The organism is Halomonas denitrificans, from assembly GCA_019800895.1.
Taxonomy (GTDB): Bacteria; Pseudomonadota; Gammaproteobacteria; order Xanthomonadales; family Wenzhouxiangellaceae.
This window is the reverse complement of sequence record JAHVKF010000001.1, coordinates 792,565-819,230: the sequence shown is the minus strand read 5'-3', so window position 1 is coordinate 819,230 and position 26,666 is coordinate 792,565. Positions and strand designations below refer to the sequence as shown.

Here is a 26,666-nt window from a genome sequence, read left to right as displayed (position 1 = left end):
GGCGATGCCGCCGCATCACGCGGTCGCCTGCCGTCGTGACCTTCCGGTTTCGAACCGATCGACGACTACGCCAGGCGTTCAAGGCCGAGGCCGAGCAGCGCGAGGACGGCAATGGCGTAGCCGGCGGCGACGACGTCGTCGATCATGATGCCGAGTCCGCCGCGGACGCGTCGGTCCAGCCAGCCGATCGGCCACGGTTTGGCGATATCGAACACGCGGAAAGCGATGAATGCCGCCAGCCACCAGGCGGGATGCGCGGGCAGGGTCAGCACGACCAGCCAGACGCCGACGAATTCGTCCCACACGATTCCCCCGTGGTCGTGCACGCCCATCGCGCGCGAGGCGCGCTCGCAGATCGGGATTCCGACCAGGAACGCCAGGGCCACGACCACGCCGCCGACCCAGGTCGGCACGCCCAGCAACGGCAGGCCGAGTAGCAGCGCCATCGCGCTGCCGGCGGTGCCGGGTGCGCGCGGGCTCAGGCCGCTGCAGAAGCCGAACGCAAGAAAGCCGACCGGCCCACCGAGCGCGACCTCGCGTGCACTTCGGGGCGCGCCGTGTCCTTGGCCGGGATCGTGTTCACCGCCGCCGTGCCGGGCTTCGACAGCGCTCATCGGCTTCCCCTCCCGCTCGAGCCGGGCTCCGGATCGTCGCTGAAGTGGTCCCAGCCTCGCAGCGACGGCGTGACGTCCCGTCCGTCGGCGTCGATGCAGCGCAGCCCGGAATCGCGAGTGACCGTGCCGATCGCGGTCACCGGCACGCCGTCGATCGCCTCGGGGATTCCCGCGTGTTCGGGGACCACGGCGATCAGTTCGTAGTCGCCGCCGCCGCCCAGCTGCAGCGCGACTCGCCGGGCCGGCTCGGGGACCGCCTCGAGCAACGCCCCGGATGCCGGGAGCCGGTCGACTTCGATCTCCGCGCCGAGCGCATCTCCGAGCAGGTGCCCGAGGTCGGCGGCAAGGCCGTCGGAGACGTCGATCATGCCGCGAGCGACACCGGCCAGCTTGCGGCCGTGCTCGACCCGCGGCGTCGGGTTGAAGAGGCGGTCGCACAGCGGATGCGAACGCGGGCAATCGAGCGCCAGCGCAGCCGCCGCGTCCCCGGGCCAGCCGGTCACGAGGATCCGGTCGCCGGGCCGGGCGCCGGTGCGCCGGGCGAACTGGCCTGCGGGGATCTCGCCGATCGCGGTGACCGAAACGTTCAGGGGGCCACGGGTCAGGTTGCCGCCGGCCAGTTCCGCCCCGAAGCGCCCGGCCAGGCCGAGAAACCCGTCGAGAAACCCGTCCAGCCAGTCGGCGTCGGCCTCGGGCAGCGTCAGCGCCAGCAGCAGCCAGCGCGGCGCCGCGCCCATGGCAGCGAGGTCGCTGAGGTTGGCGGCGGCGGCCAGGTGGCCGACGTCGGCAGCCGTGGCTCGGCCGTCGAAGTGCCGGCCGTCGACCAGCTGATCGACGGTGGCGACCAGCTGCATGCCGCGGCCGGGCTGGAGCACGGCCGCATCGTCGCCGATGCCGAGGACGATGCCGTCGTCGTCGTGGCCGCTGCTTCGCGCGGCCCTCCGGCGGATCCGCTCGATCAGGTCGAATTCGTTCACTGGGGCGGCTCGACCCAGCGACCGCCGGCCAGGGTCCGGATTACCGGGTTGCCGCCGAACTCGAACGCCAGCGCACGCCGGTCGTCGGTGTCCAGCACCACGAGGTCGGCGCGGAGTCCGGGTTCGATCCGGCCCCGGTCGTGGAGGCCCAGCAGGCGGGCGCCGCTGGCGGTCGCGGCGGCGATCGCCTCGTCGATTTCCAGCCCCAGCTTGCGCACCGCGAGCTGGATGACGAAGGGCATGGAGTAGCACGGCGCCGAGCCCGGATTGAAGTTGCTGCCCAGCGCGAGGTTCCCGCCGGCGTCGACGAACGCACGGCCGTCGCCGTAGCGGTCGTCGAGATGGAAGCCGGAGGCGGGCAGCATCACCCCGAAGGTGTCCGATCGGGCCAGGGTCCGGAGCCCGTTCGCGTCGGTGGCTTCGAGGTGGTCCACGCTGGCGAAGCCGCGCTCGATCGCCGCTTCGATCATGCCGAGGGCGTTGAACTGGTCGGCGTGGACGCGGATCGGGTGGCCGGCCTCGGCCCCGGCCTCGAACAGCGCGATGCAGTGCTCCGGGCTCCACGCCCCATGTTCGCAGTAGGCGTCGAGCGCAATGCCCGGAAACTCCTCGCTGATCGCAGGCAGGGTCTGCTCGATGGTCCTGCGGACGAACTCGTCGACCTCGACGTCGGGGTCGATCGCGTGGCCGATGCAGGCCGTCGGCACGACCGTTCCGGGGAAGGTCTCGCCAGCTTGGCGGATCGCGCGCAGCATCTTCAGTTCCGTGGCGGTCTCCAGGCCGTAGCCGGATTTCACCTCGATCGTGGTGGACCCGTGTCGAAGCATGCGCTCGAGTCGTACCAGCAGGGTCGCGGCGAGTCGATCCTCATCGGCTGCACGGGTCGCGCGCACGGTCGCCATGATGCCGCCGCCTTCCTCGAGCAATTGCAGGTAGGGCACCCCGGCGAGCTTGCGCTGCCATTCGTCGAGCCGCGAGCCGGCGAAGCAGGCGTGGGTGTGGACATCGACGAAGCCGGGCAGCACGCAGCGGCCGGCGGCGTCGAAGGTCGATCGGGCGCGCGGCGGCGCCGTATCGCCGGGTTCGATCACGGCCTGGATCAGGCCGTCGTCGATCAGCAGCGCGACCGGTTCGTCGCGGTCGTCCAACCGAGCGCGATCGATGCGGAGGTCGGCGGTCATGATGCCGCTCCGCGGTGCCGGGCTCGATCGGCCAGCCCGGCGAGGAAACGGAGGAACAGATGGGCCGCGAGCCGGGCGGTGCGGCCGGACTCGTCGTGGGGCGGGCTGAGTTCCATCAGGTCGAAGCAGCACACCGCCGGCTGGCGGCCGGCGGCCTCGGCGTAGTCGGCGACCCGCTGGGCCATCCATCCGGCCGGGGCCGGTGCGCTGACCCCGGGCGCCTGGGACATGTCGATCACGTCCAGGCAGATCGATACGAACTGGGCCGTCGATTGCGGCCAGTCATCGGCGAGGAAGTCCGCGAACTCGCCGCCGTGGGCCAGGAACCAGTCCAGGTGCGCCGGCGTGTTGCTGAGCGGGTCGAAGCCGAACAGGGAAAGACGCTCGACGCCGCCGTAGTCCAGCAATCGTCGGAACGGCATCCCGGATCCCTGCTCCTCGCGCACGTCGAGGTGGGCGTCGAAGTAGATCCCGTGCAGGCTGCGGCCGGCGGGCCGGATCAAGGTATCGATCACGGCGCGGACTTCCGGCCAGGTCAGGTCGTGGCCGCCGCCGATGCCGACGGGCATCAGGCCGAGCCGGATCGCCGCGGCGACCGCGGCCGAGACGCGGTCGTGGGTCTCGCCGAGCGACCTGCCCGGCACGATGTTGCCGAGGTCGAGGACCGGGACCGGCAGGCCGTGCAGGCCGACCGAGTGCGCGCCGCCGTAGCCGGCCAGGGCAGTCCGGAAGGCGTCCGGGCCCTGGCGCGCGCCGGTACGACCGCCGTTGAGGCGCACGCCCTCGTCGTCGGCGAGCCCGATCAGACCGACGCCCCGGAACCCGTGGCCGGCGCCGTCGAGCACCGGGTCGCGCAGCGTTGCCAGGGGGTTCGGGTCGCGATGGACATCGACCAGCCTCGAAGCGAATCGGCCGTCACGGCGCTCGGGCCAGGCGCCCGGCCGGCTGGCCGCGAGCAGTTCGTCGAGGACATCGCTCACGGCTCAATCCACCAGGCCGCGTCGATCGAAGGGCAGGTCCAGGGACTGCGCCTCGGCGCATCGCCGGGCGTCGTCGTAGCCGGCCGACACGTGCCGGAACACGCCCATCGCCGGGTCGTTGGTCAGCACCCGCTCGAGGCGGCGTTCGGCCGCGTCGGTGCCGTCGGCCACGATGACCTGACCGGCGTGCTGCGAGTAGCCGATGCCGACACCACCGCCGTGGTGGAAGCTGACCCAGGAGGCGCCGGAGGCCGTGTTGACCATGGCGTTCAGGATGGCCCAGTCGGAGATGGCGTCGGAGCCGTCCTTCATTCCTTCGGTTTCGCGATTCGGCGAGGCCACGGATCCGCAATCCAGGTGGTCGCGACCGATCACGATCGGGGCCTCGACCTCTCCGTTGCGAACCAGGTCGTTGAAGATGCGGCCAGCCCGGGCCCGCTCGCCCTGGCCCAGCCAGCAGATGCGCGCCGGAAGGCCTTCGAACTCGACCCGTTCGCGCGCCATGGTCAGCCAGCGGGTCAGACCCTCGTGTTCGGGAAAGGCCTCGAGCAGGGCGCGGTCGGTGCGGTAGATGTCGTCCGGGTTGCCGGAAAGCGCACACCAGCGGAAGGGACCGCGGCCGACGCAGAACTGCGGCCGGATGAAGGCCGGCACGAAGCCGGGAAATGCGAAGGCGTGCTCGAAGCCCTCGTCGAACGCGCGCTGGCGGATGTTGTTGCCGTAGTCGAAAGTGATGCTGCCGGCCTCCTGGAGCTTCACCATGGCTTCGACATGCCGCTTCATCGTCGCCAGCGAATCCCTGACGTAGCCTTCGGTGTCGCGGTCGCGGTAGGCGTTGGCCTCGTCGAAGCCGTACCCCACGGGCACGTAGCCCTTGAGCGCGTCGTGGGCGCTGGTCTGGTCGGTCAGCGTGTCGGGAACGACGCCGCGCTCGATCAGGCGTTCGAGAAGGTCCACCGCATTGGCGACCACGCCGACGCTGACGGCCTCCCGCCGCTGCTTGAGATCGAGCACGCGGTCGATCGCCCGGTCGATGTCGCGCACGACCTCGTCGAGGTAGCGCTTGCCCCGGCGACGCTCGAGCCGCGATTCGTCGACATCGGCGATCAGGCAGGTGCCGCCGTTCATGGTGATCGCCAGCGGCTGCGCGCCGCCCATGCCGCCGCAGCCGCCGGTGACGTTGAGCGTGCCCTCGAGGCTGCCGCCGAAATGCTGGCGTGCGCATTCGGCGAAGGTCTCGTAGGTGCCCTGCAGGATGCCCTGGGTCGAGATGTAGATCCACGAGCCGGCGGTCATCTGGCCGTACATGATCAGCCCCTTCTTCGCCAGGTCGTCGAAATGCTCCTGCGTGGCCCAGGCGGGGACGAGGTTGGAATTGGCGATCAGTACGCGGGGCGCGTCTTCGTGGGTGCGCACGATGCCCACGGGCTCTCCGGACTGGACCAGCAGGGTCTCGTCGGCCTCGAGACGTTTCAGCGCATCGACGATCGCGTCAAACGCCGGCCACGAGCGCGCGGCCTGGCCGCGGCCGCCGTAGACGATCAGGTGATCGGGATCCTCGGCCACTTCCGGATCGAGATTGTTCATCAGCATGCGCATCGCGGCTTCGGCCTGCCAGGTCCGGCAGACCTTGTCGGCCCCGCGCGGGGCGCGCACGGTGCGGGGGGAACTCATGGTCGCATCGACTCCCGTTTCGACTCCAGCGGGCATTCTAGTCGGTCGCTGCGGGGATCGCTCCGGACCGTCGGGAACGCCGGGGCCGGTTCCGGGGTCCTACGCTCGGGCGAACTCGTCGTCGTCGATGCGGTCGACGACGCGTCGCCCGGAGTGATAGGCCGACCCGACACCAGGAGCATCACCATGACCATCGCCCGCTGGACCTCACGAGCCGCCGCCGCGGTACTGATCGCAGGGCTCGCCGCCGGTTCGACCTCGGCGCCCGCCGTCGACGAGGAGCCGTCGGCGAACCGGGACCGGGGCCGCGCAATGCTGTCGGGCCGGCCGGGCTACGCGAACCGCGACCTGTTCGCGGTCGAGTTCTTCGCCATCGACGGTCGCAACATCTCGCCGCGCAGCATTCTCTGGGTCGAGCCCGGCCTGCGCACAATCACGGTCCGGGTGCCCGAGCAGTTGACCGAGTCGTTGATCAACCAGCGGCGGCAGAAGTGGCCGGATTACGTCGACATCGAACTCGAGCTCGAGCCGGAACACGCCTACGAAATCCGCGGTCGGTACAACCGGACGGACCGCGACAATCCGTACGAGATCGTTGTCGACCGGGTGCAGGACCTGGGCGATGACTGAGCGTGGGGCGCGCTGCGTGTTCCGGACGCTGGCACTCGCGCTGCTCGCCGCTCCCTGGGCGGCGGCCGCACCGGCGGAGGAGCCGGTCCGTCTGCCGTTCGAGGACCCGGCGCGCGAGGTGGTCTTCCTGGCCATGGACCTGGAGACGGGTGCGCGCTGGACGGTGGCGCCGGAAGCGATCGACGCGCGGCGCGCACCGTATTCGACCTTCAAGATTCCCAATCTGCTGATCGCACTGGACGTCGGCGCGGCGGAGTCGCTGGAGCACCGGATCGTCTGGGACCCGGAACGCCGGCCGGCCGAAGACCACTGGCCGGCCGGTTGGGCGCAGTCGCAGACGCTGGCCAGCGCCTTCCGGCGATCGGCGGTCTGGTACTTCCGCGACCTTGCCCTGGCCATCGGGGGGGCGACCTACCGGGAGCGCCTGGACGCCTTCGACTACGGCAACGCGGTCGCGGCCGACGGCTCGGACCGGTTCTGGCTCGACGGAACGCTGGCCATCAGCGTCCGCGAGCAGGTCGACTTCCTCGCCCGCCTGGTTCGCGGCGAGCTGCCCGTTGACCCCGGATCGGTCGAAGCCCTGCGCGAGGTCGCGCGCCTCGACGAGCGTTCCGGGCACGTGCTGTTCGGGAAGACCGGTGCCGGACCGGCCGTGGACGGCGAATTCGACGGGCCGTTCCGCGGCTGGCTGGTGGGCTGGATCGAGCGGCCCGAGCGGGCGCCGGTCACGTTTGCCCTGTTCGCTACCGCACCGGACTGGGCATCGATCGCCCGGTTCCGTCGCCAGGCCGCGGAGCGGCTGCTCGGCGAGGCCGGCGTCTGGCCCGAGGCGCCCTGACGATGGTCGATCCTTCCGGGGGTCGACCGGTCGGCCGCCATGTCGCGTCAGTCGGCGAGGGCCCGGAGGATCGCTCGACAGAACGCGGGTAGGTCGGGCGGCGTCCGGCTGCTGATCAGGTGGCCGTCGACGACGACTTCTTCGTCCACCCAGTCGGCGCCGGCGTTGACCATGTCGTCGCGGATCGATTCGAAGGACGTGGCGCGCTTGCCGCGGACGATGTCGGCCGAGACGGCCATCCAGCCGGCGTGGCAGATCCAGGCCACCGGTTTCTCCTGTTCGTCCATCCGTCGGACGAAATCGACCATCGCGGCGTCGCGCCGCATCCGGTCCGGCGCCATGCCCCCGGGGATCACCACGGCATCGTAGCGGTCGGGGTCGGCGTCTGCCGCGGATCGGTCGGCGTCGACGCCGTAGCCCTTTTCGCTGGTGTAGCGGTCCTTGCCGGTGCCGATCACCTCGACCCGGGCCCCGGCCTCGATCAGGCGCAGGCGCGGGTAGTGCAATTCCAGCTCCTGGTAGCCGTCCTCGGCGAGGATGGCCACGGTCTTTCCGGTGAGTTCGAGTGCGTTGTCGGTCATGGTCTCGTTCCGGTTCGAGCGAGCGTGGAGTATTCCAGCCGGACGGCAGAGCGACGTGATCGCCGCCGGCCGGAGAAGGGCGGGGGCGCCATGCCGCGGCGCGTTCGATGTCAGCCGCAGTCGACCTGTTCGATCCACCGGCGATCCGCCTCGACGATCCACGCGGTCAGGCGGCCGCCCCAGACGCAGCCGGAGTCCAGGCACAGCACCTGGCCGTTGTCGTAGTGGCCGAGCATCGACCAGTGGCCGAATACCACGGTCCAGTCCGACCAGTCCGGGTGGATGAGCTCGAACCACGGCTGATAGCCCTTCGGCGGCTTGTTCAGGTCGCCGGAGGACTTCAGCTCCAGCTTGCCGTCGGACCGCGCGAAGCGCATCCGCGTGAACACGTTGGTCAGGGTCCTGGCTCGGACGAAGCGCTTCTGTTCCGGCTTCCAGCGAACCGGGCGGTTGCCGTACATGTTGTCGATGAAGCGGTCGAACTTCGGGCCCCGGATCACGCCCTCCAGTTCGTCGGCGCAGGCGCGGGCCTGCGCACGGTCCCAGCGCGGATCGATTCCGGCATGGACCAGGGCGATGCGCAACGCATCGTCGGTCCACAGCACCGGCTGCCGGCGCAGCCAGTCCAGCACGCGCGGTCCTTCTGCGTGACCGAGGATCCTTTCGAACTCGGGGTTCTTCTTGCGCACCCGCGGGTGGTTCTGCCAATAGGCCAGGAGGTGCAGGTCGTGATTGCCGAGGACGGTGAAGTGCGGCTCGCCGAGATCGCGGACCTGGCGCAGCACCTTGAGCGACTTGCCGCCGCGGTTGACCAGATCGCCGGCCAGGCACAGGCGGTCGGAGGCCGGGTCGAAGGCGATCCTGTCCAGCAGCCGCTGGAACGCGTCCCAGCAGCCCTGCAGGTCGCCGATGAAGATATGGCGTCTCATCTGGAGAGGGAGCGTTGCATCGGATCGGCAGTGTACGCAGGCCGGGCGGCCCGCGCAGGAGCTCAGGCTCCGGCCGATCGGTCCGACAATTGCTCGGTCAGTCGCTGGAAGTCCGCGAGCGTCAGCGACTCGGCGCGACGCGACGGGTCGATGCCCGCGCTCTCGAAGCCGGCTTCGTCGACCAGTCCCCTGAGCGTGTTCCGGAGGGTCTTGCGGCGCTGTGCGAAGGCGGCGCGGACGACCGTTTCCAGCGCGGCCAGGCTCGCACGCCGGCCGGCGTCGAGCCGGCGCGGGACCAGCCGGACGATCGCCGATTCGACCTTGGGCGGCGGGCGGAACGCGCCGGGCGGAACGGTGAACAGGCGAGTCGCTTCGGCGCGGACCCGGGTCATCACGCCCAGCCGGCCCCAGGCCTTGGTGCCGGGCTCTGCGCAGATCCGGTCGACGACCTCCTTCTGCAGCATGAAATGCATGTCGCGGATGCCGTCGCCGGAACGGTCGGCCTGCTCGAGCAGGTGGAACATCAGCGGGGTGGAGATGTTGTAGGGCAGGTTGCCGACGATGCGCAGCGGCGCGTCGGTGGCCAGAGCGGCGAAGTCGAAGCGCAGCGCGTCGGCTTCGTGGATCGTCAGGCCCGCCGGCCGGCCCAGACGTTCGTCCAGCGCCCCGGCCAGGTCGCGATCGAGTTCGACCACGTCGAGTCGATCGACGCGCTCGAGCAGCGGCCCCGTCAATGCGCCCAGCCCGGGGCCGATCTCGACGAGCCGGTCCCCGCGCTCGGGCGCGATCGCACCGACGATCCGTCGAATCACCGACTCGCTCTCGAGAAAGTTCTGGCCGAAGCGCTTGCGGGGTCGGTGCGACGTCATGCGCTCGATGCGATGGCGTAGGAGGGCTGAATGAAAAGCGAGAGAAACCGCAGATGAACGCAGATGAACGCAGATGCACCCGGTTCTGCACGAGAGGACCGTTCGCCATCGAACCCGGCGTCCGTCGCGCTCGCCACGGGATGTCCGGCAAGTCGAAGGTCCCCCGCTCGTTTGCCGGTGCGGCGGACCTCGGCGTTGTTCGTGGTTCGGCAGGGTCCAGGCAGGGGCTTGCAGAGCCGGCCCGGGTTCGATGCCGAGCTCGTCACCACCAATGCGTCCTGCTTCTTATCCGCGTTCATCTGCGTTCATCTGCGGTTCCTTTTTCTGGATTTTCTGCCTGGATACCAGTTCGAGGGCCAGGTCGACGGCGGCATTGAAGCTGCCGGCATCGGCGGTGCCGGTGCCGGCGCGGTCCAGGGCGGTGCCGTGGTCGACCGAGGTGCGGATGAAGGGCAGGCCGAGCGTGATGTTCACGGCGCGGCCGAAGCCGGCGTACTTGAGCACGGGCAGGCCCTGGTCGTGATACATCGCCAGCACGGCGTCGACGTCCTCGAGGCGGTCCGGGACGAAGGCCGTATCCGCCGGCAGCGGTCCGACCAGGTCCAGGCCGTCGCGGCGCAGGCGTTCGAGCAGCGGCTCGATGATCTCGATTTCCTCCCGCCCCATATGGCCGGATTCGCCGGCGTGCGGATTCAGGCCCAATACGAGGATTCTCGGTCGCGGCAGGCCGAATCGGCCGACCAGGTCGGCGTGCAGGATGGCGAGGGTGCGTTCCAGCGACTCGGCGGTCAGGGCGGCGGGGACGTCGCGCAGCGGCAGGTGGGTGGTCGCCAGTGCCACACGCAGCGATCCGGCGGCGAGCATCATCACGACGCGGTCCACTCCGGCGCGCTCGGCGAGGAATTCCGTGTGGCCGGTGAAGGCGAAGCCGCCGTCGTTGATCACGCCCTTGTGGACGGGGCCGGTGACCAGCGCGGCGGCCCGGCCGTCGACGACCCGGTCGACCGCGGCGGTCAGCGAATCGAGGACGTAGCGCGCATTGGCCGGATCGAGCCGCCCCGGCTCGGCCGGTGCGCGCAGCGGGACCGGAATGCAGTGCAAGGCAGGACGCCCGTTCGCGGCGTCCCCGGTCCGGCGGTGCTTCGGCGGGTCGAGGTCCTCGTACTCGACGACGGCACAGTCCAGTCCCAGGGATCGGGCGGTCGCGGCCAGCAATCCGGGGTCGGCGACCAGGACGAGCCCGTCCTCGGGCCGGTCCAGCGCGATCCGTACGGTCAGTTCCGGGCCGATCCCTGCCGGCTCGCCGGGGGTGACCAGGACCGGACCGGACAGCACGGGATCAGAGCCGCACGTCGACGTAGGCTTCGTTGCGCATGCGGCGCAACACCCGATCGATCTCGTCGTCGGCCTTCTGCCGGATGATCATCTCGCGGGCCTCGGCGCGCAGCGACTCGTTCGTGCGGTCGGCCTGGCGTTCGCCGACCAGGCGAATCACGTGCCAGCCCTGCGGGCTCTGGAACGGCTGGCTCAGTTCGCCGACCTCCAGCGAATCGATGACCGACTGGAATCCGGAGCCGTAGGCGCCTTCGGGAAACCAGTCGATCATCCCGCCGAGATTGGCCGAGCCCTGGTCGTCGGAGAATTCACGTGCGATTCCGGCGAAGTCTTCGCCATCCTCGATCCTGGCGTGCAGCGACTCGATCAGGCGCCGCGCCTCCTCGGCGCTCAGCAGCTCCGATGGCCGGATCATCAGGTGCTCCATCCGGTATTCGTCGACGATGACTTCGCGCTGCGCGCGTCGGTCGGCGACGTTCACGATCACGAACCCGCTCTGGATGCGCATCGGCTCGCTGTACTGCCCGGGCTCCATCCCGCGGATACGGTCGGCGATCTGCCGCGGCAGCGCATTGAGGTTGCGCCAACCCACGTCGCCGCCGTCGAGGGCGTCCGGTGCGTCGGAGTAGGCGATCGCCGCCGACGCGAAGTCCAGCCCGTCCTCCAGCGCCTGCCAGGCTTCGTTGGCGCGGGCCGTGGCCGCGTCGATCTCGGCCGGCGTGGCCGACTCGGGCACCGTGATCATGATCTGGGCCAGCTTGTACTCGTCGCCTTCGAAGTTCTCCGAGGCCAGCATGATGTCGATCTCCGTCTCGGTGATCTCGTCCATGCCGTCGACGATCCTGCGGCGCAGGGCCTGGGTGGTCAGTTCGGAGCGAATCTCCTGGCGGAATTCATCGAAGCTCAGGCCGTCGGCTTCGATCGCGCCGCGCAGTTCACCCAGGGTCAGGCCGTTCTGTCGGGCCAGATCGGTCAAGGCGCGGTCGACGTCCTGGTCGGAGACGCGGATGCCGGTCTGCTCGGCGCGCTGGATCTGGATGCGGTTCATGATCAGGCGCTCGAGCACCTGCTCCTCGAGCACGCCTCGCGGCGGAAGGCGCTCGCCGCGGCTTTCGACCTGCTGGACGATGCCGGCCAGCGCGGAGTCGAGTTCGGAACGCAGGATGACGTCCTCGTCGACCACCGCGACGATCTCGTCGATGGGCTGGCGCTCCTGGGACAGGGCGGCCAGCGGGGCGAGCGCCAGCAGCAGAGAGAGCAGAGCGGTCGATCGGATTCGGGTCATGGTGGAGTCCTGGGTAAATCGCTAGTTCGTGAACAGATCGTAGGGACGGCGGCCGAGGCTGCCGAGGCCCTTGAGGTGCAGCTCGAGGAAGAACGCGGTGCGCTGGTCGGCCTGGCGGTCGCTGACATAGCGGCGAATGGAGGCCCGGACGGCCCAGCAGCAGCTCTCGTATTCGAGTCCGCCGAGCAGTTCCAGCGGTTCGTCGTCCTTCAGGGAGTAATTGACACGGCTGATCAGGTTGAGTTCAGCGGTCAGCGGGTAGCGCCAGCGGATATCGAACTGGTCGACCCGGTCGCGGCGGAAGCGGTAGCCGAGCTGGATCTGCCGTGCGTCACTGCCTTTCCAGCGCAGACCGAAGGCCGCGACGTCGATCCGGTTGTCGTCCGGATCCCACTGCAGCCCGGTATTGAACAGGAAGCGGTCGGTCGGGCGCCAGTTGACTTCGGCGACCGTCGCAGACAGCTCGCGGTCGTCCTCGGGTTCGCCCGGCAGGCGGACGCTGGGGTCGTCGAAGAACAGGATCTGACCGATGCTTGCGTCGAGCAGGCTGCGGCCATCGCTGCGCGAGAGCAAGCGGCTGGTCAGTGCCAGCGTGAGCTGGTTCGCGTCGGTCTGGCGATCGGCGCCGGCGTAGCGATTGGTCTGGAACAGCTGGCCGAAGCCGAAGGTCAGTTCGCGGGTGTCGAAGACCGGAAAGTCGTTCTGGGAGCGGCCCGGGACGTAGAGGTAGAAGGCGCGTGGCTCGAGCGTCTGCAGATGGCCCGAAGGCGTTTCGCGTTCGAACACCAGGCCGCCGTCGACGCTGAAGATCGGCTGCACCCGCGCCGGGCTGTCGTCGGCCGGCGCATCCTCGAGGCTGTAGGCGGTCGCGCGCAAGCCCACTGCCGGCTCGAGGAAGCCGCCGGGTCGGACCAGGCGCCACGACAGCTCGGGCAGCAGGTCGAGCCGCGCCCCGGTCGTGCCCTCGGAACGGTCGAAATACACCGCCTCGCTGTCCAGGCTCATGGTGAAGCCGTCACCCAGCGGCCACTCCCCGTCGAATTCGATGCGCGGCAGGCGGTCGAAGGGCTCGCGGTCGTCCGGTACGTCCCGGTCGAGGACCTGGAACGTATCGAAGGTCGTGCGCATCGTCCAGAACCGTCCCTGGCCGAGCAGCGTGACGTCCGAACGCAGGTACTGGATGGTGCTCGACTCCAGATCGTTGCCCAGGTCGAAGAAGTAGTCCTCGTCGCTGACCCGGTTCAGGGTGACGCGGGTGGTCCAGTCCTCGGCCAGGCGGGTGCGGTAGCGCAGGCGTGCGAGCCAGCGGTCGCGGTCGGCCTCGTCGTCGTCGGGCAGATAGTCCAGCCGCACGGTGCCGGCCTGGCGGCGGGTCAGGAACCGGAATTCGTTGCCCAGCGAGAGGCCCCGGTCGCCGATCAGGCGCGGGGTGAAGGTCGCATCCATGTTCGGCGCGATGTTCCAGTACCAGGGGACCGCGAGGTCCACCCCGTTGTCGCTGGAAAAGCCGAGCTGGGGATACAGGAAGCCGCTCTTGCGCCGGTTGTCCAGCGGAAAACTCAGCCAGGGCGAGTAGAGCAGGGGAACGCCCTTGAACTCCAGACGTGCGTTGCGCGCGGTGCCGATTCCGCGGTCGAAGTCCAGGTCGACTTCACCGGCCTTCAGCTGCCAGTCCGGGTCCTCGATGTCGCAGGTCGTGAAATCGAAGGTCTCGACGCGCGCCTGCTCCGGTCCCAGCATCCGGACCCGGCCGGCATGCCCGGCACCCTCGGCCCCGGCGATGTAGTAGTCCACGCCGTCGAAGCGTCCTTCGGAGGTCTCCGTGTTGTAGGCCGCAGACTCGGCGCGCATCCGGATCACCGCGTCGGTGTACTCGAGCCAGCCCGGCAGTTCGACGCGTCCGGTCTCGGGGTCGTAGATGAGCTCGTCCGTGCGCAGGCGCTGGTCGCCGTAGACCAGCAGGACGTTGTCGCGGAACCGCATCGGCGCGCCGGCCGGCGCCTGCATGTCGCGGGCCTGGATATCCATCGGCAGCGGTCCGATCCGACGGGTTTCGCCGCGAGGGGGGATGCTGCCGGGAGCTCGGCACTGCGACGCGGAGACCTGGCTCGCACCGCTGCTCGGCTCGTCCTGGGCGAACGCGCTGCCCAGAGTCAGGATCGACGCGACGATCCACACCGGGAGTCGGCAGGCGCTTTGCGCCGGGTTCGCGCGTCCGCGCGCCTGGCGAGTCGGGTTCGGCATCACGGGCAAGCGGTCGTCCGGCATGAATTCAGGAAAGCTTCGCGCGATTCGGCCGGCTGCTCGGACAGCCGCTGTGCGGCGTGCAGGAAGCGCCCGAAATCGCCGTCGTATTCTGCCAGAAGCGCGGCGAATGCGCGCGTTCCGTCCTCGTAGGTGGCCACGAGCGCCAGGTCGGCATTGTTGAGTTCGCTGGAAAGCCACGGGTCGAACCGATCGGTGCCGCGGCGCTCGGCGAGGCGCCGTCCCGCATCGCGCAGCGCGCCCAGGCGCCGTCGCTTCGCCGCCCGCATCGCCTCCTCGTCCAGCGGCCCTGCGTAGAGCGCGGCCAGGTCGCGCCGGGCCTCGAGCAGGAGATCGAGGAACTCCGATGTCGTGCGTCGCTCGTCGGCCAGTCGTCGGCGCGCCACGTGATGGCCGCGTGCGAGAAGCCAGCGGTCCAGCCCGGCCCGTTCGACGGCCGTGGCGAAGGCTTCGCTGAATCGCGTGTCGCCCGCTACGAACAGCTGCTGGTGGGCCAGTTCATGCAGGACCAGGCCGGCCAGGGCGACGGGATCGCGGGCCAGCATCGGCGAGGTGACCGGATCGGCGAAGCGCCCGAGGGTGGAATACGCGGCCACCGGCGCGACGCGCACGTCCATGCCGCGCTCGGCCAGCCGACGGGCGCTTCGCTCCGCCGTCGACTTCCGGAACCAGCCCCGATAGGCCAGGCAGCCGACCAGCGGATAGCACCAGGTTTTCGGCTCGACCGAGAACTCGGGCGCCGCGACCACGTTCCAGAGTACGTAGGGGCGATCCAGTTCGACCAGGCTGCGGTAACTGTCGTTGTCGGGCAGGCCGAGCTCCCGGCTGGCAAACTCGCGAACGTCGAGCACCGTCTCCAGCTTGCGCCGAGTGTCCGCGGCAAGCGCTTCGTCGGCCAGCAACTGCTCGATATCCTGGCGCTTCGTGAGCAGCTCCATCTGACCGCGGGCGGCCTGGCCGTACCATTGCAGGGTCGCACAGCCGCCGAGGACCGACGCTGCGCCCAACAGGAGAAGAATCTTGACCGATTGGTACATGGACGATGAATTCTGGCAGCGCTTCGGACCGCTGATGTTCTCCGAGTCGCAGTTTAGCGAGGCGGCGGAGCAGGTGCCCCTGATTCGCCATCGCCTCGGGCTGGAGCGCGGCGCCGTGCTCGACCTCGGCTGCGGGCCGGGTCGCCACGCGCTCCCACTGGCCCGGGCCGGCCTCGCGGTCACGGCGGTGGACACCAGCGGCCACCTGCTCTCGCAGCTGGCTGCGCGCGCCGAATCCGAACGCGTGGAGCTCGAAGCGTTGCAGGCCGACATGCGCACGTTCCAGCGCAGCGAGGCCTTCGACGCGGTGCTGTTGATGTGGACGTCCTTCGGCTATTTCGACGACGAGCAGGACCACGCGCGCGTACTGGAATGCGCCCATGCGTCGTTGAAGCCGGGCGGGCGTCTCCTGATCGACGTGGTCGGTCTCGAGACGCTGTGCCGCGACCTGCAACCGGTTCATTGCACCGAGTACGACGACGGGCGCCTGCTGATCGAGCGGCCGGTGCTGGTCGACGCGGGCGCCCGGCTCGACAACGAGTGGCTGCTGATCGACGGCGACCGGGTGGACCGGCGTCGCTGGTCCCACCGCGTCTGGTCGGCCTCCGAGCTGACCCGCCTGATCGAGGCCAATGGCTTCGAGGTCGCCTCGGTGGACGGCGACTACGAAGGCGGCCCCTACGACCTCGACTCCGACCGCTTGATCGTGATCGCGCGCCGCCTCGAGCAGCGCTGAACGCCCAAGGGGTCTCGCCGAACGCGGCCTCCGCGCCGCGTCGATCCCGCTTCCGATGGCGCGTGCGGTCACGCGCCCGCGCCCAGCAACCGCCGAGCACCGATGCGCGGTCGACGGTCCCCGACCCTGTTCCCGCCGTGCGCCACATGGCGGATCGACGACGCCCGTGTGCATCCGCGGCGCGGGGCGGTTCGGCGCGCCCGAGGCCGCTGCTGGAAGAGCGGCGAAGCCCAGCGAACACCGGCCGGAAAATAGGTTTGACATTTATGGCAATTGCGGCTAATGTCAATTCCCAGTTCCGCCGAGGCCGCCTCGTGATCAGTTACGCGCCCCATTCCATCGTCGACATCGAATACCCGCCCCTGCCGGCCTTCCGGCTCGCGGCGCAGGAGATCGTGCCGACCCGTTCGACCGAACGCATGCGCTGGGTCGAATTCCTGCTCCGTCCCGAGGCGATGCGATCCGGGCCTTCGGTCGAGCAGTACATCCGGCGGGCCTACCGGCGCGACGGCAACGAGTTCGACCACCGGGTCATCGAGAGGGCGTTCGTCGAAGCGCGGGCGCTGCCTGCCGACACCCGGTTCAGCGTCAACATCCTGCCGACGACGCTGGAGGATCCGAGCCTGCTGGAGACCGTCTGGAGCAGTGCGGAAGAGCAGGGCATCGACCTGAGCCGGCTGATTCTCGAAGTGATCGAGTTCGGGGGCGCGGTCGAGCTGAATTCATCGTTCGAGACGATCGTCGAACTGCGCCGGGCCGGCGTCGGCGTGGCACTGGACGACTACGGTCAGGGCTTCTCCAACCTCGACATGGTGTCGGCGGGGCTGGTCGATTTCATCAAGCTGGACCGGTCCATCGTGCAGGGCGGGCCGCGCACGCCGAACAGTCGCGGAGTGATCGAGGGTCTCCAGGCCTTTGCCGAGGCGACGGGGCTGAGTCTGGTCGCCGAAGGCGTCGAAACCGCCGAACAGGTCAGCGCCATCGAGCAGTTCGGCGTGTCCTGGATCCAGGGCTTCCTGTTCAGCCGCCCCCAGTTCCTGAAGTGAGGTAGACGCAATGCAAGCCGCCACGCTGCAGAACAATTCACAGGTCGCCGAGCTGTTCGCCACGGCGATCGACCGGATGTTCCGTCCGATCATCCGGATGTTCGTCGGCCGGGTCTCGTGCCATTACATGCTCCAGATGCTGCGCAAGATCTACATCGAAGAGGCACGGCGCTGGATCGAGAAGAACGCCGACAACGCTAAGGTCACCAAGTCCAAGCTGGCGCTGCTGACCGGGCTGGACACGCGAACGATCGATTCGGTCGAGTCCGCATCCAGGACCGAAGAGCCGCTCTCGGCATCGGCGTTCTCGGCCGAAGCGGCGGTTCTCGAGCGCTGGGTCCAGGACAAGGACTACCACGACGAGCAGGGCAAGCCCGACCGCCTCGCCGTATTCGGCCGGCCGCGGACCTTCGAGACGCTGTCGAAGCCGTTGATCGGCCGCGCCGTTACCTGCAACACGGTGCTCGACCGGTTGCTGGAGGCCGGCAACGTGCGTGTCATCGACGACGATTTCGTCGAGCTGGTCAACCCCTATTTCCAGCCGGTGGGCTCTTCGGAAGCGTTGCTCTTCGACGTCGGGTCGAAGTCGATCTCGCGCCACGCGCGAACGGTCCACTACAACATCCACACGCCGGAATTCGAGAAGCGTCGGCTGCAGCGGGATCGCTGGAGCTTCCAGGTGCCGGCGGATCAATTCGATACGGCTCGTGCCGAACTGCGATCGGTCATCGAGCAGCACATTCTCGAAGTCGAGGGAATCCTCGAGCGCTACGAAAACCCCGAACTTCCCAGTGGAGGAACCCTGGGCGTCGGCTGGTTCTTCTTCGAATGACCCACGGGTCTTCGGTCCCCACCCCATAGTTTCAGGAGAGAACGACATGAATGCTTTGACCATCGAGCGCAACGGAACCGGAATCGAACGGACCGGCACCGGCATCGAACGCACCGGCACCGGCATCGAACGTACCGGAACGGGTATCGAGCGCACCGGCACGGGAATCGAACGCACCGGCACCGGCATCGGCCGTGTATCGCTGTTGTTGTGCGCCATGGCCGCGGCCGGGATGGCCGGCAACGTGCTGGCGTCTTCCGGGCCGCTGTCGGCCAATGCGCCGCTGATCGAAGGCCTGGAGGCGGAACTCGTCGTACGTGACGATGCGGTGGCCCTGCAGGTCGGTGACCAGTCCTGCGAGCTGGGCGGCGCCGGCTGGTCGGTCAGTGGCTATGTCACGCTGCCGCTGAGCTACCGACTCGATGTCGAGGGAACGCAGGCGCTGGTCCAGTGGGAAGCCAACGGCGGAAGCCGGGTCCAGGGCGACGGCTCGGGCGCGAAGACGCCGGCCAGCCCCGCGTGCGAAGGGGTCTTCGATCACTTCGTTCCGGACGTCAAGTGGGCCACCAGCGGCGGCTCGACGCATCTCTGGGGCGAGGCCGAGATCACGCTCGACGGCAGCGCGACGGCCGCCGTGATCCTGTATCGCTGGGGTGCGAACGATTCCCGCCAGGCGGTCGGCGTGATGGAACTCCCCGTGCGGACCCAGTAAACCGCAACGCATCGAGCATCGTTCGGTTCGCGTGGCGGATCGAATCGGGCACTCGCCGCTCGCTTCGGCGAGGCGCCCTACCCAATCCCCGGCGTCTCCGACGCTATGGCAGTGGGGTCGTGCCGCCCTCGTGGCGGCACGTTTTATTTCGGGGGTCCGGTGCCGGCGCGGTCGGCGAACCGGACTTCGTAGAGGGCGACCGGCTTGTCGTCGCGATCGGTGCGCGTCGCGCGAGCCGGCAGGATCTCCGTGAATCGCATGCCCAGCTTCTCGGCGACGCGGATCGAGGCCAGGTTGGGCGGGTCGATGACGGCCAGCAGTCGATCGAGGCGCAGCACGTCCCGCGCGTGCTCGAGCACCGCGCGGGACGCTTCGCTTGCATAGCCCCGGCCCCAGTGGTCCCGCCAGATCCACCAGCCGAGTTCGAAGTGGCCGTCCAGGTGACCGGCGTCGAGTGGCTGGATGCCGCACAAGCCGATCACCTCGCCGTCGGAGCGACGCTCGACCGCGCCGAAGGCCAGGCCGTGCCTTGCCGCGAACCCGGCCTGGCGCTGCAGAAACGCGTCGATCCGCTCCGGCGACCACGGCTGGCCGCCGGTGACATAGCGCATCATCTCGGCATCGGTGGCCATGCGCGCGAGCGCGGTCCGATCGCCGGACGCCAGCGCGTCGTCGACGGCCTCGACCGTGGGCGGCGTCCTGCCGGCATGCCAGGGCCGGATGCGCAGTCGCTCCGTGGCCAGGACCGTCATCCGGTCGGGTCCCGGAGCCGTTCGTAGGCGGTCCGTGTCAAGGTCTCGAGCGGCTTCCGGTCGGCCTGACCGGGAGGGATCGGCTCCAGAATCCCGAGCTGGACCCTCGAGAAGAACCCGCGGTCGCGACGGCGCCAGCGACCGGATGCGCGACTGAACACGCCGCCCCAGAGTCCCTCGAGCACCATGGGCAGGACCGGCACCGGTCGGCGCTCGAGGATCTCGGAGATGCCCGAGCGGAAGGCCTGCACCTCTCCGTCCGGGCTGAGCCCGCCCTCGGGAAAGATACCGACCAGTTCGCCTCGCTCCAGCGCTTCGTCGACGAGGGTGAAGGCACGTTCGAGGAGGGCGGGATCTTCGCGTGCGGGAGCCACCGGAATCGCTCCGGCCAGTCGGAACAACCAGGTCAGCCCGGGCACCTTGTAGATCCGGTGCGTCATCACGAACCGGATCGGTCGCTGGATCGTCCCGCCGATGATCAGGGGATCCATGAAGCTGAGGTGGTTGCAGGTGATCAGCGCCGGGCCCGACTCGGGCACCCGTCCGGCGCCCGCACCGACGATGCGGACCCGGTAGATCAGGCGCGAGACCACCCACATCAGGAAGCGGAGGGCGAACGACGGCACCAGGGTGAAGATGTAGACGGCCACCGCGAGGTTGATCAGCGCGACCACGCCGAACAGTTCCGGGATGGTCAGCCCGACGATGCTCAGCAGCACGATCGCGAGCGCGCTGGCCAGCACCATGAACAGCGCATTGAGGATATTCATCCCCGCGATCACGCGCGCACGCTCGTCATCGCCCGACTGGGACTGGACCAGTGCATAGAGGGGCACGATGAACAGGCCGCCGGACATCCCGATCAGCAGCAGGTCGGCGATGATGCGCAGGCTGCCGTCCCGGCCCAGGAGATCGGCGATCGACGCGTCGAGCAACGGCGTGGCGGGGCTGGCGAACATCAGGTCGAGCCCGAAGATCGTCATGCCGGCCGCGCCGATCGGGACCAGGCCGATCTCGATGCCGCCCCGCGACAGACGGTCGCACAGGAGTGCTCCGGTACTGATGCCGATGATGAACAGCGCGAGCAACGCCGCCAGGGCGCGTTCGTCGCCGCCGAGCACGCCCTGGGTCCATGCCGGAATCTGGACCAGGAAGACGGTTCCGTAGAACCAGAACCAGGACACGCCCAGCACGCTGTTGAGGCGCCTGCGGTCGGCGGCCAGCCGGCGCACCGCGGTCCACGATGCGGTCACCGGGTTCAGGTTCAACGGAAGGTCGGGATCGCCGACCGGCACCGCCGGAATCGCCAGCGAGGCCATCCAGCCGACCAGCGCAATCGCCAGGGTTCCGAGCAGCACGGCCCAGGGCCAGGCGAGATCGATACCGGCCAGCAGCGGGCCGAGAATGGTGCCGGCGAGAATCGCGACGTAGGTGCCCGCCGCGACCAGGCCGTTGCCGGCGGTGAGTCGTTCACGATCGAGCAGCTGCGGCAGGATGGCGTACTTGATCGGACCGAAGAGCGTCGACTGGAATCCGAGCAGGAAGACCACGCTCATCAGCAATGCGACGTTCCCGGTGTACAGCGCGATGCCGGCGAACGCGCAGATCGCCAGCTCGAAGACCTTGATCCAGACGATCATCCGCGACTTCTCGAAGCGGTCGGCGAGCTGGCCGAACACGGCGGAGAACAGGAAGTAGGGCAGGATGAACAACAGCGCGGCCAGGTTGACCAGTCCTGCCGCGTCCCAGCCCGCTTCGATGCCGATGCCGAAGACCAGGAGTGTGGCCAGCGAATTCCGGTAGACGTTGTCGTTGAGCGCGCCCAGCGCCTGGACCGCGAAGAACGCGCCGAATCGGCGGTGGACGATCAGCTTCAGCAATCTCATGCGCGGGCCGGGCCGGGGTCGGCCCCGCACTCTAGCGGCTTGCGGGGGCGCGTGCCACCGGTCACGCCGAGCAGATCAATGCCGGGAGCCAGCGGGCGCTCGGTCCGGCCAGGTGCCAGTCCGCCATGCGCGAGATGGCCGTCGCTTCCGGGTTGACGTCGATGACGCGCGCGCCGTGATCGCGGGCGATGAACGGCAGGCTCGCGGCCGGATGGACTTCGCCCGATGTTCCGGCGACCAGTATCAGGTCGCAGCGGGCGGCGGCATCCAGGGCCGCGTCGATGACCGCGGCGGGAAGCGCCTCGCCGAACCAGACCACGTCGGGCCGTGCCAGGCCGTCGGGGTGGTGCGGCGAGGGCGGAGGTTCCGCGTCGGCATGCTCGTCGAGCCAGTCCTGGTCGATGACCCTGCGCGTGACCGAGCAGACCGTTCGCTGCAGGCTGCCGTGGAGCTCGAGCACGTCCCGGGCGCCGGCCTGCTGGTGGAACCCGTCGACGTTCTGGGTAATCAATGTGACCCCGGGCCGACTTCGTTGAAGCGTCGCCAGTGCATCGTGGCCGGCATTCGGCCGGCTGCTTGCAACGAGTTCGCGCCGCCATCGATACCAGTTCCAGACCCGGTCCGGGGCCTCCGCAAACCCTTCCGGCGAGGCGAGCTGGCGTGGGTCGAAGCGGGCCCACATGCCGGTCTGCGCATCGCGGAAGGTCGGGATGTTCGACTCGGCCGACACGCCAGCTCCGGTCAGTACGGCGACGCGATCGGCGGCCCGGAGCGCGTCACGCGCTTCGTTCAGCAGCGTTCGGTCGAGCGTCATGGGAGGCATTGTGGCATGCCCGCGTGCACCACTCCGGCTATGATCGGCGCGACCCCCGGCGAGACAGGCGCGAAACCGATGACCCCCTGGATGGAACTGCTGATCGCGATTCTCTTCGTCGCCGTTCTGCTGGTGGCCGTCGACATCGGCCGCTGGCTGGCCGGGCGGCACCTCGAACGCGGTTCGGAGCACACGATCGACGCGGGCACGATCCAGGGCGCCATGCTGGGCCTGCTGGCGCTGCTGCTCGGGTTCAGCTTCGGCGGCGCGTCCGGCCGCTTCGTCGAGCGCCAGGACCTGGTGGTCGCGGACCGCTCGGCGATCGAGGCGGTCTGGCTGCGCGCCGACCTGCTGCCGCCGGAGGCGTCGGCCGCGCTGCGAGACGAACTCGTGGACTACCTCGCTCATCGCCTCGGTTTCTCGGCGGACCAGACCATCGCCGGCCAGTCGGCTTTGCCCGTGGCCGAGCAGCGACTCGACCGGATGTGGTCGATCGTGGTCAACGCGCGGGACATCGCGCCGCCGCTCCACGTCGAGGTGCTGGATGCCGTCGGCGCGCTGTTCGACGTGCTCGATCGCCGGGTGGCCGCGTCGCATCGCCACTTGCCGATGGCCATTCTCGCGCTGCTGGTGATCTGCTCGCTGCTCTCTCTGCTGGTCATCGGCTACTCGGGCCGGCTGAGCGGGCACCGCCGGACGCTGCTCACCCGGGTGCTCGCGGTGCTGATCGCCGCCGCGCTGCTGGCGACCGTGGACATGGACCATGGCCGGGTCGGGCTGATCCAGGTCTCCGATGCGCCGCTGGATCGCCTCGCAGACCGCCTGGTCGCCCGCCAGGCCGGGCCGTCGGCGACGGGCTAGGATCGATACCATGGAGCTGATCGAGAAACTGCTGCTGGCGCTGCTGCTGCCGCCGGGCGGGCCGATCCTGCTGGCGCTGGTCGGCCTGTGGCTGGCCTGGCGCGACTGGCGCGGCGGCAAGACGCTCGTGTTCGTCGCGCTTGCCGCGCTGTGGCTGTCCGCGACCCCGGCGGTCTCCGACCTGCTCCGGGGACGGCTCGAATCGATGTATCCGCCGAAGCCGATCGGGGAAGTGCCGGCCGCCGATGCCATTGTCGTGCTCGGCGGAGGAATCGATCCGCCGACCTCGCGGTCCCCGGATCCGAACCTCGGTGCCGCCGCCGATCGCTACTGGCATGCCTACCGCCTGTGGCGGGCGGGCAAGGCGCCGGAGATCCTGATTTCCGGCGGCGCCTTGCCCTGGCGCGACGCGGGCGGTTCCGAAGCCGAGGCCGCGGTGGCGTTCCTGGTCGATCTCGGCGTTCCGGCCGATCGGATCCTACTCGAGCCGGCCAGCCTGGACACCCGCCAGAACGCGCAGCTCAGCGCCGACCTGCTGCGCGCCCGGGGGGCGGACCGGATGCTGCTGGTCACATCGGCATTGCACATGCGCCGGGCGCTGAAGCACTTCGACGCGGTCGGGGTCGAGGTGTTCACCGCGCCGACCGATCACGAAGTCCGGGACGACCCGCCCGGCCTGCTGCGCTGGCTGCCCGACTCGTCTGCGCTGGACGGCAGCCGCCGCGCGCTGAAGGAGATGCTGGGCTACTGGTTGGGGCGTTGATTCCGGTACCGGGGCACGACAGGAGTCGCGGCCTTCAGTGCCAGACCAGCAGTCCGGCCCAGGCCGCGTTCAGCAGGCTGACGATCGTGCCGCCGAGGATCGCCTTGAGACCGAGCTGGGCCAGGTCGGCGCGCCTCGACGGGGCGATACCGCCGATGCCGCCGAGCTGGATCGCGATCGACGAGAAGTTGGCGAAGCCGCACAGGGCGTAGGTCGCGATCAGCACGGAGCGCTCCGAGAGCTCGCCCTGGATGTCGGTCAGCGCGACGTAGGCGACGAACTCGTTGGCGACGATCTTCTGGCCGATCAGCCCGCCGACCGTGACCGCCTCGTCGAGCGGCACGCCGACCAGGAAGGCCACCGGCGCGAAGATCCAGCCGAGGATCAGGGCCAGGTCGATCGGTTGGCCGACCAGCGCTTCGAGCCCCGTCACGCTGCCGAGCCAGGTCAGCGGGCCGTTGATCAGGGCGATCAGCGCCAGGAAGGCGAGCAGCATCGCGCCGACGTTCAATGCCAGTTTGAGCCCCTCGCCGGCGCCGCCGGCCGCGGCTTCGATCAGGTTGGTGTGCTCTCGCTCCACGGTCGTCTTGACCAGGCCCATGGTGTCCGAGGCCTCGCGCTCGGGCAGGATCAGCTTGGCGACGAGCAGCGCGGCCGGTGCGGCCATGATCGATGCGGAGATCAGGTGCTTGGCGTAGAACGCCTGCTCGGCCGGATCGCTGCCGCCGAGCAGCAGGACGTAGGCGGCCAGAACGCCCCCGGCGATCGTCGCCATGCCGCCGGTCATCAGGGCGAACAGCTCCGAGCGGGTCATGCCGGCGATGAACGGGCGCACGACCAGCGGCGCCTCGGTCTGGCCGACGAACACGTTGGCTGCCGTGGCCAGCGACTCCGAGCCCGAGACCTTCATGAACCGGGTCATGATCACCGCCATCCACTCGACGATCTTCTGCATGACGCCGAGGTGGTACAGGCAGGCCATCAGCGAGGCGAAGAAGATGATCGTCGGCAGCACCTGGAAGGCGAAGATGAAGCCGAAGGCCTCGGCGTCGGCGAGGTCACCGAAGATGAACGCGGAGCCGGCCTGGGTGTAGCCGATCAGGGTCACGAAACCGGCGCCGAGCGTTTCGAACACGACGCGTCCGAAGGGGACCCACAACACGAACACGGCGAGCGCGAGCTGGAGCAGCAGCCCGATCACGATGGTCTGCCACTGGATGTGACGGCGGTGCTCGGAGGCGGCCCAGGCGACGCCGAGCAGCAGGGCGATGCCGAGCAATCCGATCAGGTTGGACATGGAAAGGTCCGGAGAAGAGCGACGTCGGGCAGTTTAGCGGGTTGTTCCGGCCGACGCGGAACGCCGGTGCGAGGCGGGGACGCCTGCATCGACAGTCCATTCAGGCTCCGGACTGTGGGAGTGAGCTTGCCAGCGAAGGGTTGGTTCCGGATTCGCTCGCGAGCTCACTCCCACAAACCGGGTTCGGTCCGGATTCGCTCGCAAGCTCACTCCTGCAGCACGGACTTCGCTTCGGCCCTCCGTCGGGTCGCGAGTGAGTGGGCCGCGGGCCCCACATCTACACCTTGATGTGCTGCCACTTCCCCTGGTGCCAGGCCGCGGCGAACCACAGCGTCTGGCCGGAGCGGTACAGGCCCTGCAGGATCCAGACCAGCAGCAGGCCACCGCCGAGAACGGGACCGGCCAGGGCGGCGATCGGCAGGAACACCGCCCACTGGGCGATGAGCGAAATCTTCATCACCCGGCCCGTATCGCCGGCGCCGAGCAACGCGTGCAGCAGGACCAGGCCGGCGGCGTCGATGCCGATGACCGCGCACGAGATCAGCAGGGGCGGCCAGGCCAGCGCGACGACCGCCGGATCGGTCAGGAAGACGCCGAGAATCGGCTTGCCGAAGACCGCTACCGCCAGCCCCAGCGCCGCGCCGACCAGCCCCGTGAACAGCGCCGCGTCCCAGCCCCAGGCCCGTGCGTCGGCGACGTCCTCGCGGCCGAGCGCGTTGCCGACCAGCGTCGCGGTGGCGATGCCGAGTGCGATCGACGGCAGGATGATCACCAGACCGAGCGTCATCAGGACATTGGCCGCGGCCAGTTCGGCGGTGCCGATCCGACCGATGATCACGATCAGCGTCAGCATGCCGGCGGAGAAGAACAACTGCTGCAGGCTGGCCGGCAGGCTGAGCCGGAACTGCTTCGCCAGCATCGTGATCGACGGGCGGTGGTGCAGGAAGCCTTCGGACCAGGCGTGGCGAATGCCGAAGCCGATGTAGATCAGCGTGCCGACGACGATCGACAGGGTGGTCGAAAGACCGGCGCCGGTCACGCCCAGCGCCGGCGCGCCGAGCTTGCCGAAGATCAGCACCCAGTTCAGGAAGATGTTCAAGGCGTGCATGATCAGCAGCGTGGTCAGATAGATGCCGGTGCGGTGGACCGCCGACCAGTAGCCGCGGAAGGAGAAGTTCATGCCGACGAAGACCAGTGCCAGCAGGCGGACCTGCAGGTAGGGAATGGTCTCCTCGACCACGACCGGATCGTTGTTGAGCAGCGCTAGGAACTCCGGCGCGAACAGGATCAGCGCCGCGGCCAGCGGCGTGCCGAGGATCAGCGCCAGCATCAGGCCGCCGTTCAGCGGCACCGCGATCTCGCCGTGCGCCCCTTCGCCGACGCGCCGTGCGCAGATCGCCTGCACCCCGGTCGACAGCCCGAGGATGAAGGCCATCGACAACCAGTTGGCGAAGGAGCCGAGGCCCGTTGCGGCCAGTGCGGTGGTGCCCAGCCGGCCGACCATCGCGATGTCGACCAGGTTCAGGATGTTCTGCGACGCCATGCCGCCGATGATCGGCAGCGCCAGCGCCAGCAGCGCGCGGCGCCGGTCGCGGTTCGGGAAGTGAGCCCGGGCGGCGGCCAGGGTATTCATGGTGTGGTCTTCGGCATTTGCGCGCAGAACTGCATCGCCGCATTGTGCCTGCCTCGCTGTCGCCGATGGGCGAGTGTCGGCGGGCAACGGAGTGGCTTCGAGGAACAGGCGTCTTCGCGCGCGCCGCTCCGGCGGACGC

Annotated in this window: 25 protein-coding genes; 8 read left to right on the top strand and 17 right to left on the bottom strand. The window is 69.2% G+C overall.

The features are described from left to right. Nucleotides 1-65: 65 nt before the first annotated feature. From KUV67_03730 to hutU, 5 genes are read right to left on the bottom strand one after another with little or no spacing between them, the layout of a single operon-like run. Nucleotides 66-614: a phosphatidylglycerophosphatase A gene (locus KUV67_03730; protein ID MBY6203975.1), complete on the bottom strand. Its 549-nt coding sequence runs from the start codon at nt 612-614 to the stop codon at nt 66-68. After that, nucleotides 611-1,591, bottom strand: a complete 981-nt coding sequence (thiL, locus tag KUV67_03725; GenBank protein ID MBY6203974.1) for a thiamine-phosphate kinase — start codon at nt 1,589-1,591, stop codon at nt 611-613. The genes KUV67_03730 and thiL overlap by 4 nt, the downstream gene beginning before the upstream one ends. Further along, entirely contained in the window at nt 1,588-2,772 is a 1,185-nt protein-coding gene (hutI, locus tag KUV67_03720) for an imidazolonepropionase (protein MBY6203973.1), read from the bottom strand. The genes thiL and hutI overlap by 4 nt, the downstream gene beginning before the upstream one ends. Next, entirely contained in the window at nt 2,769-3,752 is a 984-nt protein-coding gene (locus tag KUV67_03715; GenBank protein MBY6203972.1) for a formimidoylglutamase, read from the bottom strand. Before KUV67_03715 ends, hutI begins: the two co-directional genes overlap by 4 nt. Before the next feature lie 3 nt (nt 3,753-3,755). Continuing rightward, a complete protein-coding gene (gene hutU / locus KUV67_03710; protein ID MBY6203971.1) occupies nt 3,756-5,426 on the bottom strand; it encodes a urocanate hydratase in 1,671 nt (556 codons plus the stop codon). A gap of 186 nt (nt 5,427-5,612) precedes the next feature. Between hutU and KUV67_03705 the strand changes: the two genes are divergently transcribed. Both KUV67_03705 and KUV67_03700 read left to right on the top strand, forming a co-directional pair. After that, nucleotides 5,613-6,056: a hypothetical protein gene (locus tag KUV67_03705; GenBank protein ID MBY6203970.1), complete on the top strand. Its 444-nt coding sequence runs from the start codon at nt 5,613-5,615 to the stop codon at nt 6,054-6,056. Continuing rightward, a complete protein-coding gene (locus KUV67_03700; protein MBY6203969.1) occupies nt 6,049-6,894 on the top strand; it encodes a hypothetical protein in 846 nt (281 codons plus the stop codon). The genes KUV67_03705 and KUV67_03700 overlap by 8 nt, the downstream gene beginning before the upstream one ends. A 47-nt stretch (nt 6,895-6,941) precedes the next feature. On the opposite strand, the gene KUV67_03695 is transcribed toward KUV67_03700, so the two are convergent. From KUV67_03695 to KUV67_03665, 7 genes are all read right to left on the bottom strand, one after another. Beyond that, nucleotides 6,942-7,475, bottom strand: coding sequence for a type 1 glutamine amidotransferase (locus tag KUV67_03695; protein ID MBY6203968.1), 534 nt, complete (start codon nt 7,473-7,475; stop codon nt 6,942-6,944). 110 nt (nt 7,476-7,585) lie between these two features. Then, entirely contained in the window at nt 7,586-8,404 is an 819-nt protein-coding gene (locus KUV67_03690; protein MBY6203967.1) for a symmetrical bis(5'-nucleosyl)-tetraphosphatase, read from the bottom strand. Between the two features lie 62 nt (nt 8,405-8,466). Continuing rightward, nucleotides 8,467-9,273, bottom strand: coding sequence for a 16S rRNA (adenine(1518)-N(6)/adenine(1519)-N(6))-dimethyltransferase RsmA (gene rsmA / locus KUV67_03685; GenBank protein ID MBY6203966.1), 807 nt, complete (start codon nt 9,271-9,273; stop codon nt 8,467-8,469). Nucleotides 9,274-9,558: 285 nt separating this feature from the next. Further along, a complete protein-coding gene (pdxA, locus tag KUV67_03680) occupies nt 9,559-10,605 on the bottom strand; it encodes a 4-hydroxythreonine-4-phosphate dehydrogenase PdxA (protein ID MBY6203965.1) in 1,047 nt (348 codons plus the stop codon). Between the two features lie 7 nt (nt 10,606-10,612). Next, complete coding sequence (locus KUV67_03675) at nt 10,613-11,893, bottom strand: peptidylprolyl isomerase (GenBank protein MBY6203964.1); 1,281 nt, start codon at nt 11,891-11,893, stop codon at nt 10,613-10,615. A 21-nt stretch (nt 11,894-11,914) separates the two neighbouring features. After that, entirely contained in the window at nt 11,915-14,161 is a 2,247-nt protein-coding gene (lptD, locus tag KUV67_03670; GenBank protein MBY6203963.1) for an LPS assembly protein LptD, read from the bottom strand. Beyond that, entirely contained in the window at nt 14,137-15,195 is a 1,059-nt protein-coding gene (locus tag KUV67_03665; GenBank protein MBY6203962.1) for an aminopeptidase, read from the bottom strand. Before KUV67_03665 ends, lptD begins: the two co-directional genes overlap by 25 nt. On the opposite strand from KUV67_03665, the gene KUV67_03660 reads away from it, so the two are divergent. The 4 genes from KUV67_03660 (at nt 15,179) to KUV67_03645 (ending at nt 18,521) form a co-directional block, all read left to right on the top strand. Further along, the gene (locus KUV67_03660) at nt 15,179-15,931 is read left to right on the top strand and encodes a class I SAM-dependent methyltransferase (GenBank protein ID MBY6203961.1); all 753 of its coding nucleotides are present in this window, start codon (nt 15,179-15,181) and stop codon (nt 15,929-15,931) included. The two genes, KUV67_03665 and KUV67_03660, sit on opposite strands and share 17 nt — an antisense overlap. A gap of 314 nt (nt 15,932-16,245) precedes the next feature. Next, nucleotides 16,246-16,977: an EAL domain-containing protein gene (locus KUV67_03655; GenBank protein ID MBY6203960.1), complete on the top strand. Its 732-nt coding sequence runs from the start codon at nt 16,246-16,248 to the stop codon at nt 16,975-16,977. A gap of 10 nt (nt 16,978-16,987) precedes the next feature. Continuing rightward, entirely contained in the window at nt 16,988-17,809 is an 822-nt protein-coding gene (locus tag KUV67_03650) for a hypothetical protein (GenBank protein ID MBY6203959.1), read from the top strand. Between the two features lie 46 nt (nt 17,810-17,855). Then, a complete protein-coding gene (locus KUV67_03645; GenBank protein MBY6203958.1) occupies nt 17,856-18,521 on the top strand; it encodes a hypothetical protein in 666 nt (221 codons plus the stop codon). Nucleotides 18,522-18,664: 143 nt separating this feature from the next. Here the strand turns inward: KUV67_03645 and KUV67_03640 are convergent, their stop codons facing one another. The 3 genes from KUV67_03640 to KUV67_03630 form a co-directional block, all read right to left on the bottom strand. Further along, on the bottom strand, nt 18,665-19,273 hold the full coding sequence (locus KUV67_03640; GenBank protein ID MBY6203957.1) for a GNAT family N-acetyltransferase: 609 nt from the start codon (nt 19,271-19,273) through the stop codon (nt 18,665-18,667). Continuing rightward, nucleotides 19,270-21,159 carry an MFS transporter gene (locus tag KUV67_03635; GenBank protein ID MBY6203956.1) on the bottom strand — a complete coding sequence of 630 codons (1,890 nt, stop codon included), beginning with the start codon at nt 21,157-21,159 and terminating at the stop codon, nt 19,270-19,272. The genes KUV67_03640 and KUV67_03635 overlap by 4 nt, the downstream gene beginning before the upstream one ends. 61 nt (nt 21,160-21,220) lie before the next feature. Then, on the bottom strand, nt 21,221-21,973 hold the full coding sequence (locus KUV67_03630; protein ID MBY6203955.1) for an NAD-dependent deacylase: 753 nt from the start codon (nt 21,971-21,973) through the stop codon (nt 21,221-21,223). A gap of 78 nt (nt 21,974-22,051) precedes the next feature. On the opposite strand from KUV67_03630, the gene KUV67_03625 reads away from it, so the two are divergent. Further along, nucleotides 22,052-22,834 carry a hypothetical protein gene (locus tag KUV67_03625; GenBank protein ID MBY6203954.1) on the top strand — a complete coding sequence of 261 codons (783 nt, stop codon included), beginning with the start codon at nt 22,052-22,054 and terminating at the stop codon, nt 22,832-22,834. A gap of 10 nt (nt 22,835-22,844) precedes the next feature. Then, a complete protein-coding gene (locus KUV67_03620; GenBank protein ID MBY6203953.1) occupies nt 22,845-23,597 on the top strand; it encodes a YdcF family protein in 753 nt (250 codons plus the stop codon). Between the two features lie 34 nt (nt 23,598-23,631). Here KUV67_03620 and KUV67_03615 read toward each other — a convergent pair whose 3' ends face one another. Both KUV67_03615 and KUV67_03610 read right to left on the bottom strand, forming a co-directional pair. Beyond that, nucleotides 23,632-24,894 carry a NupC/NupG family nucleoside CNT transporter gene (locus tag KUV67_03615; GenBank protein MBY6203952.1) on the bottom strand — a complete coding sequence of 421 codons (1,263 nt, stop codon included), beginning with the start codon at nt 24,892-24,894 and terminating at the stop codon, nt 23,632-23,634. 277 nt (nt 24,895-25,171) lie between these two features. Continuing rightward, on the bottom strand, nt 25,172-26,527 hold the full coding sequence (locus KUV67_03610) for an MATE family efflux transporter (GenBank protein MBY6203951.1): 1,356 nt from the start codon (nt 26,525-26,527) through the stop codon (nt 25,172-25,174). Nucleotides 26,528-26,666: the final 139 nt, after the last annotated feature.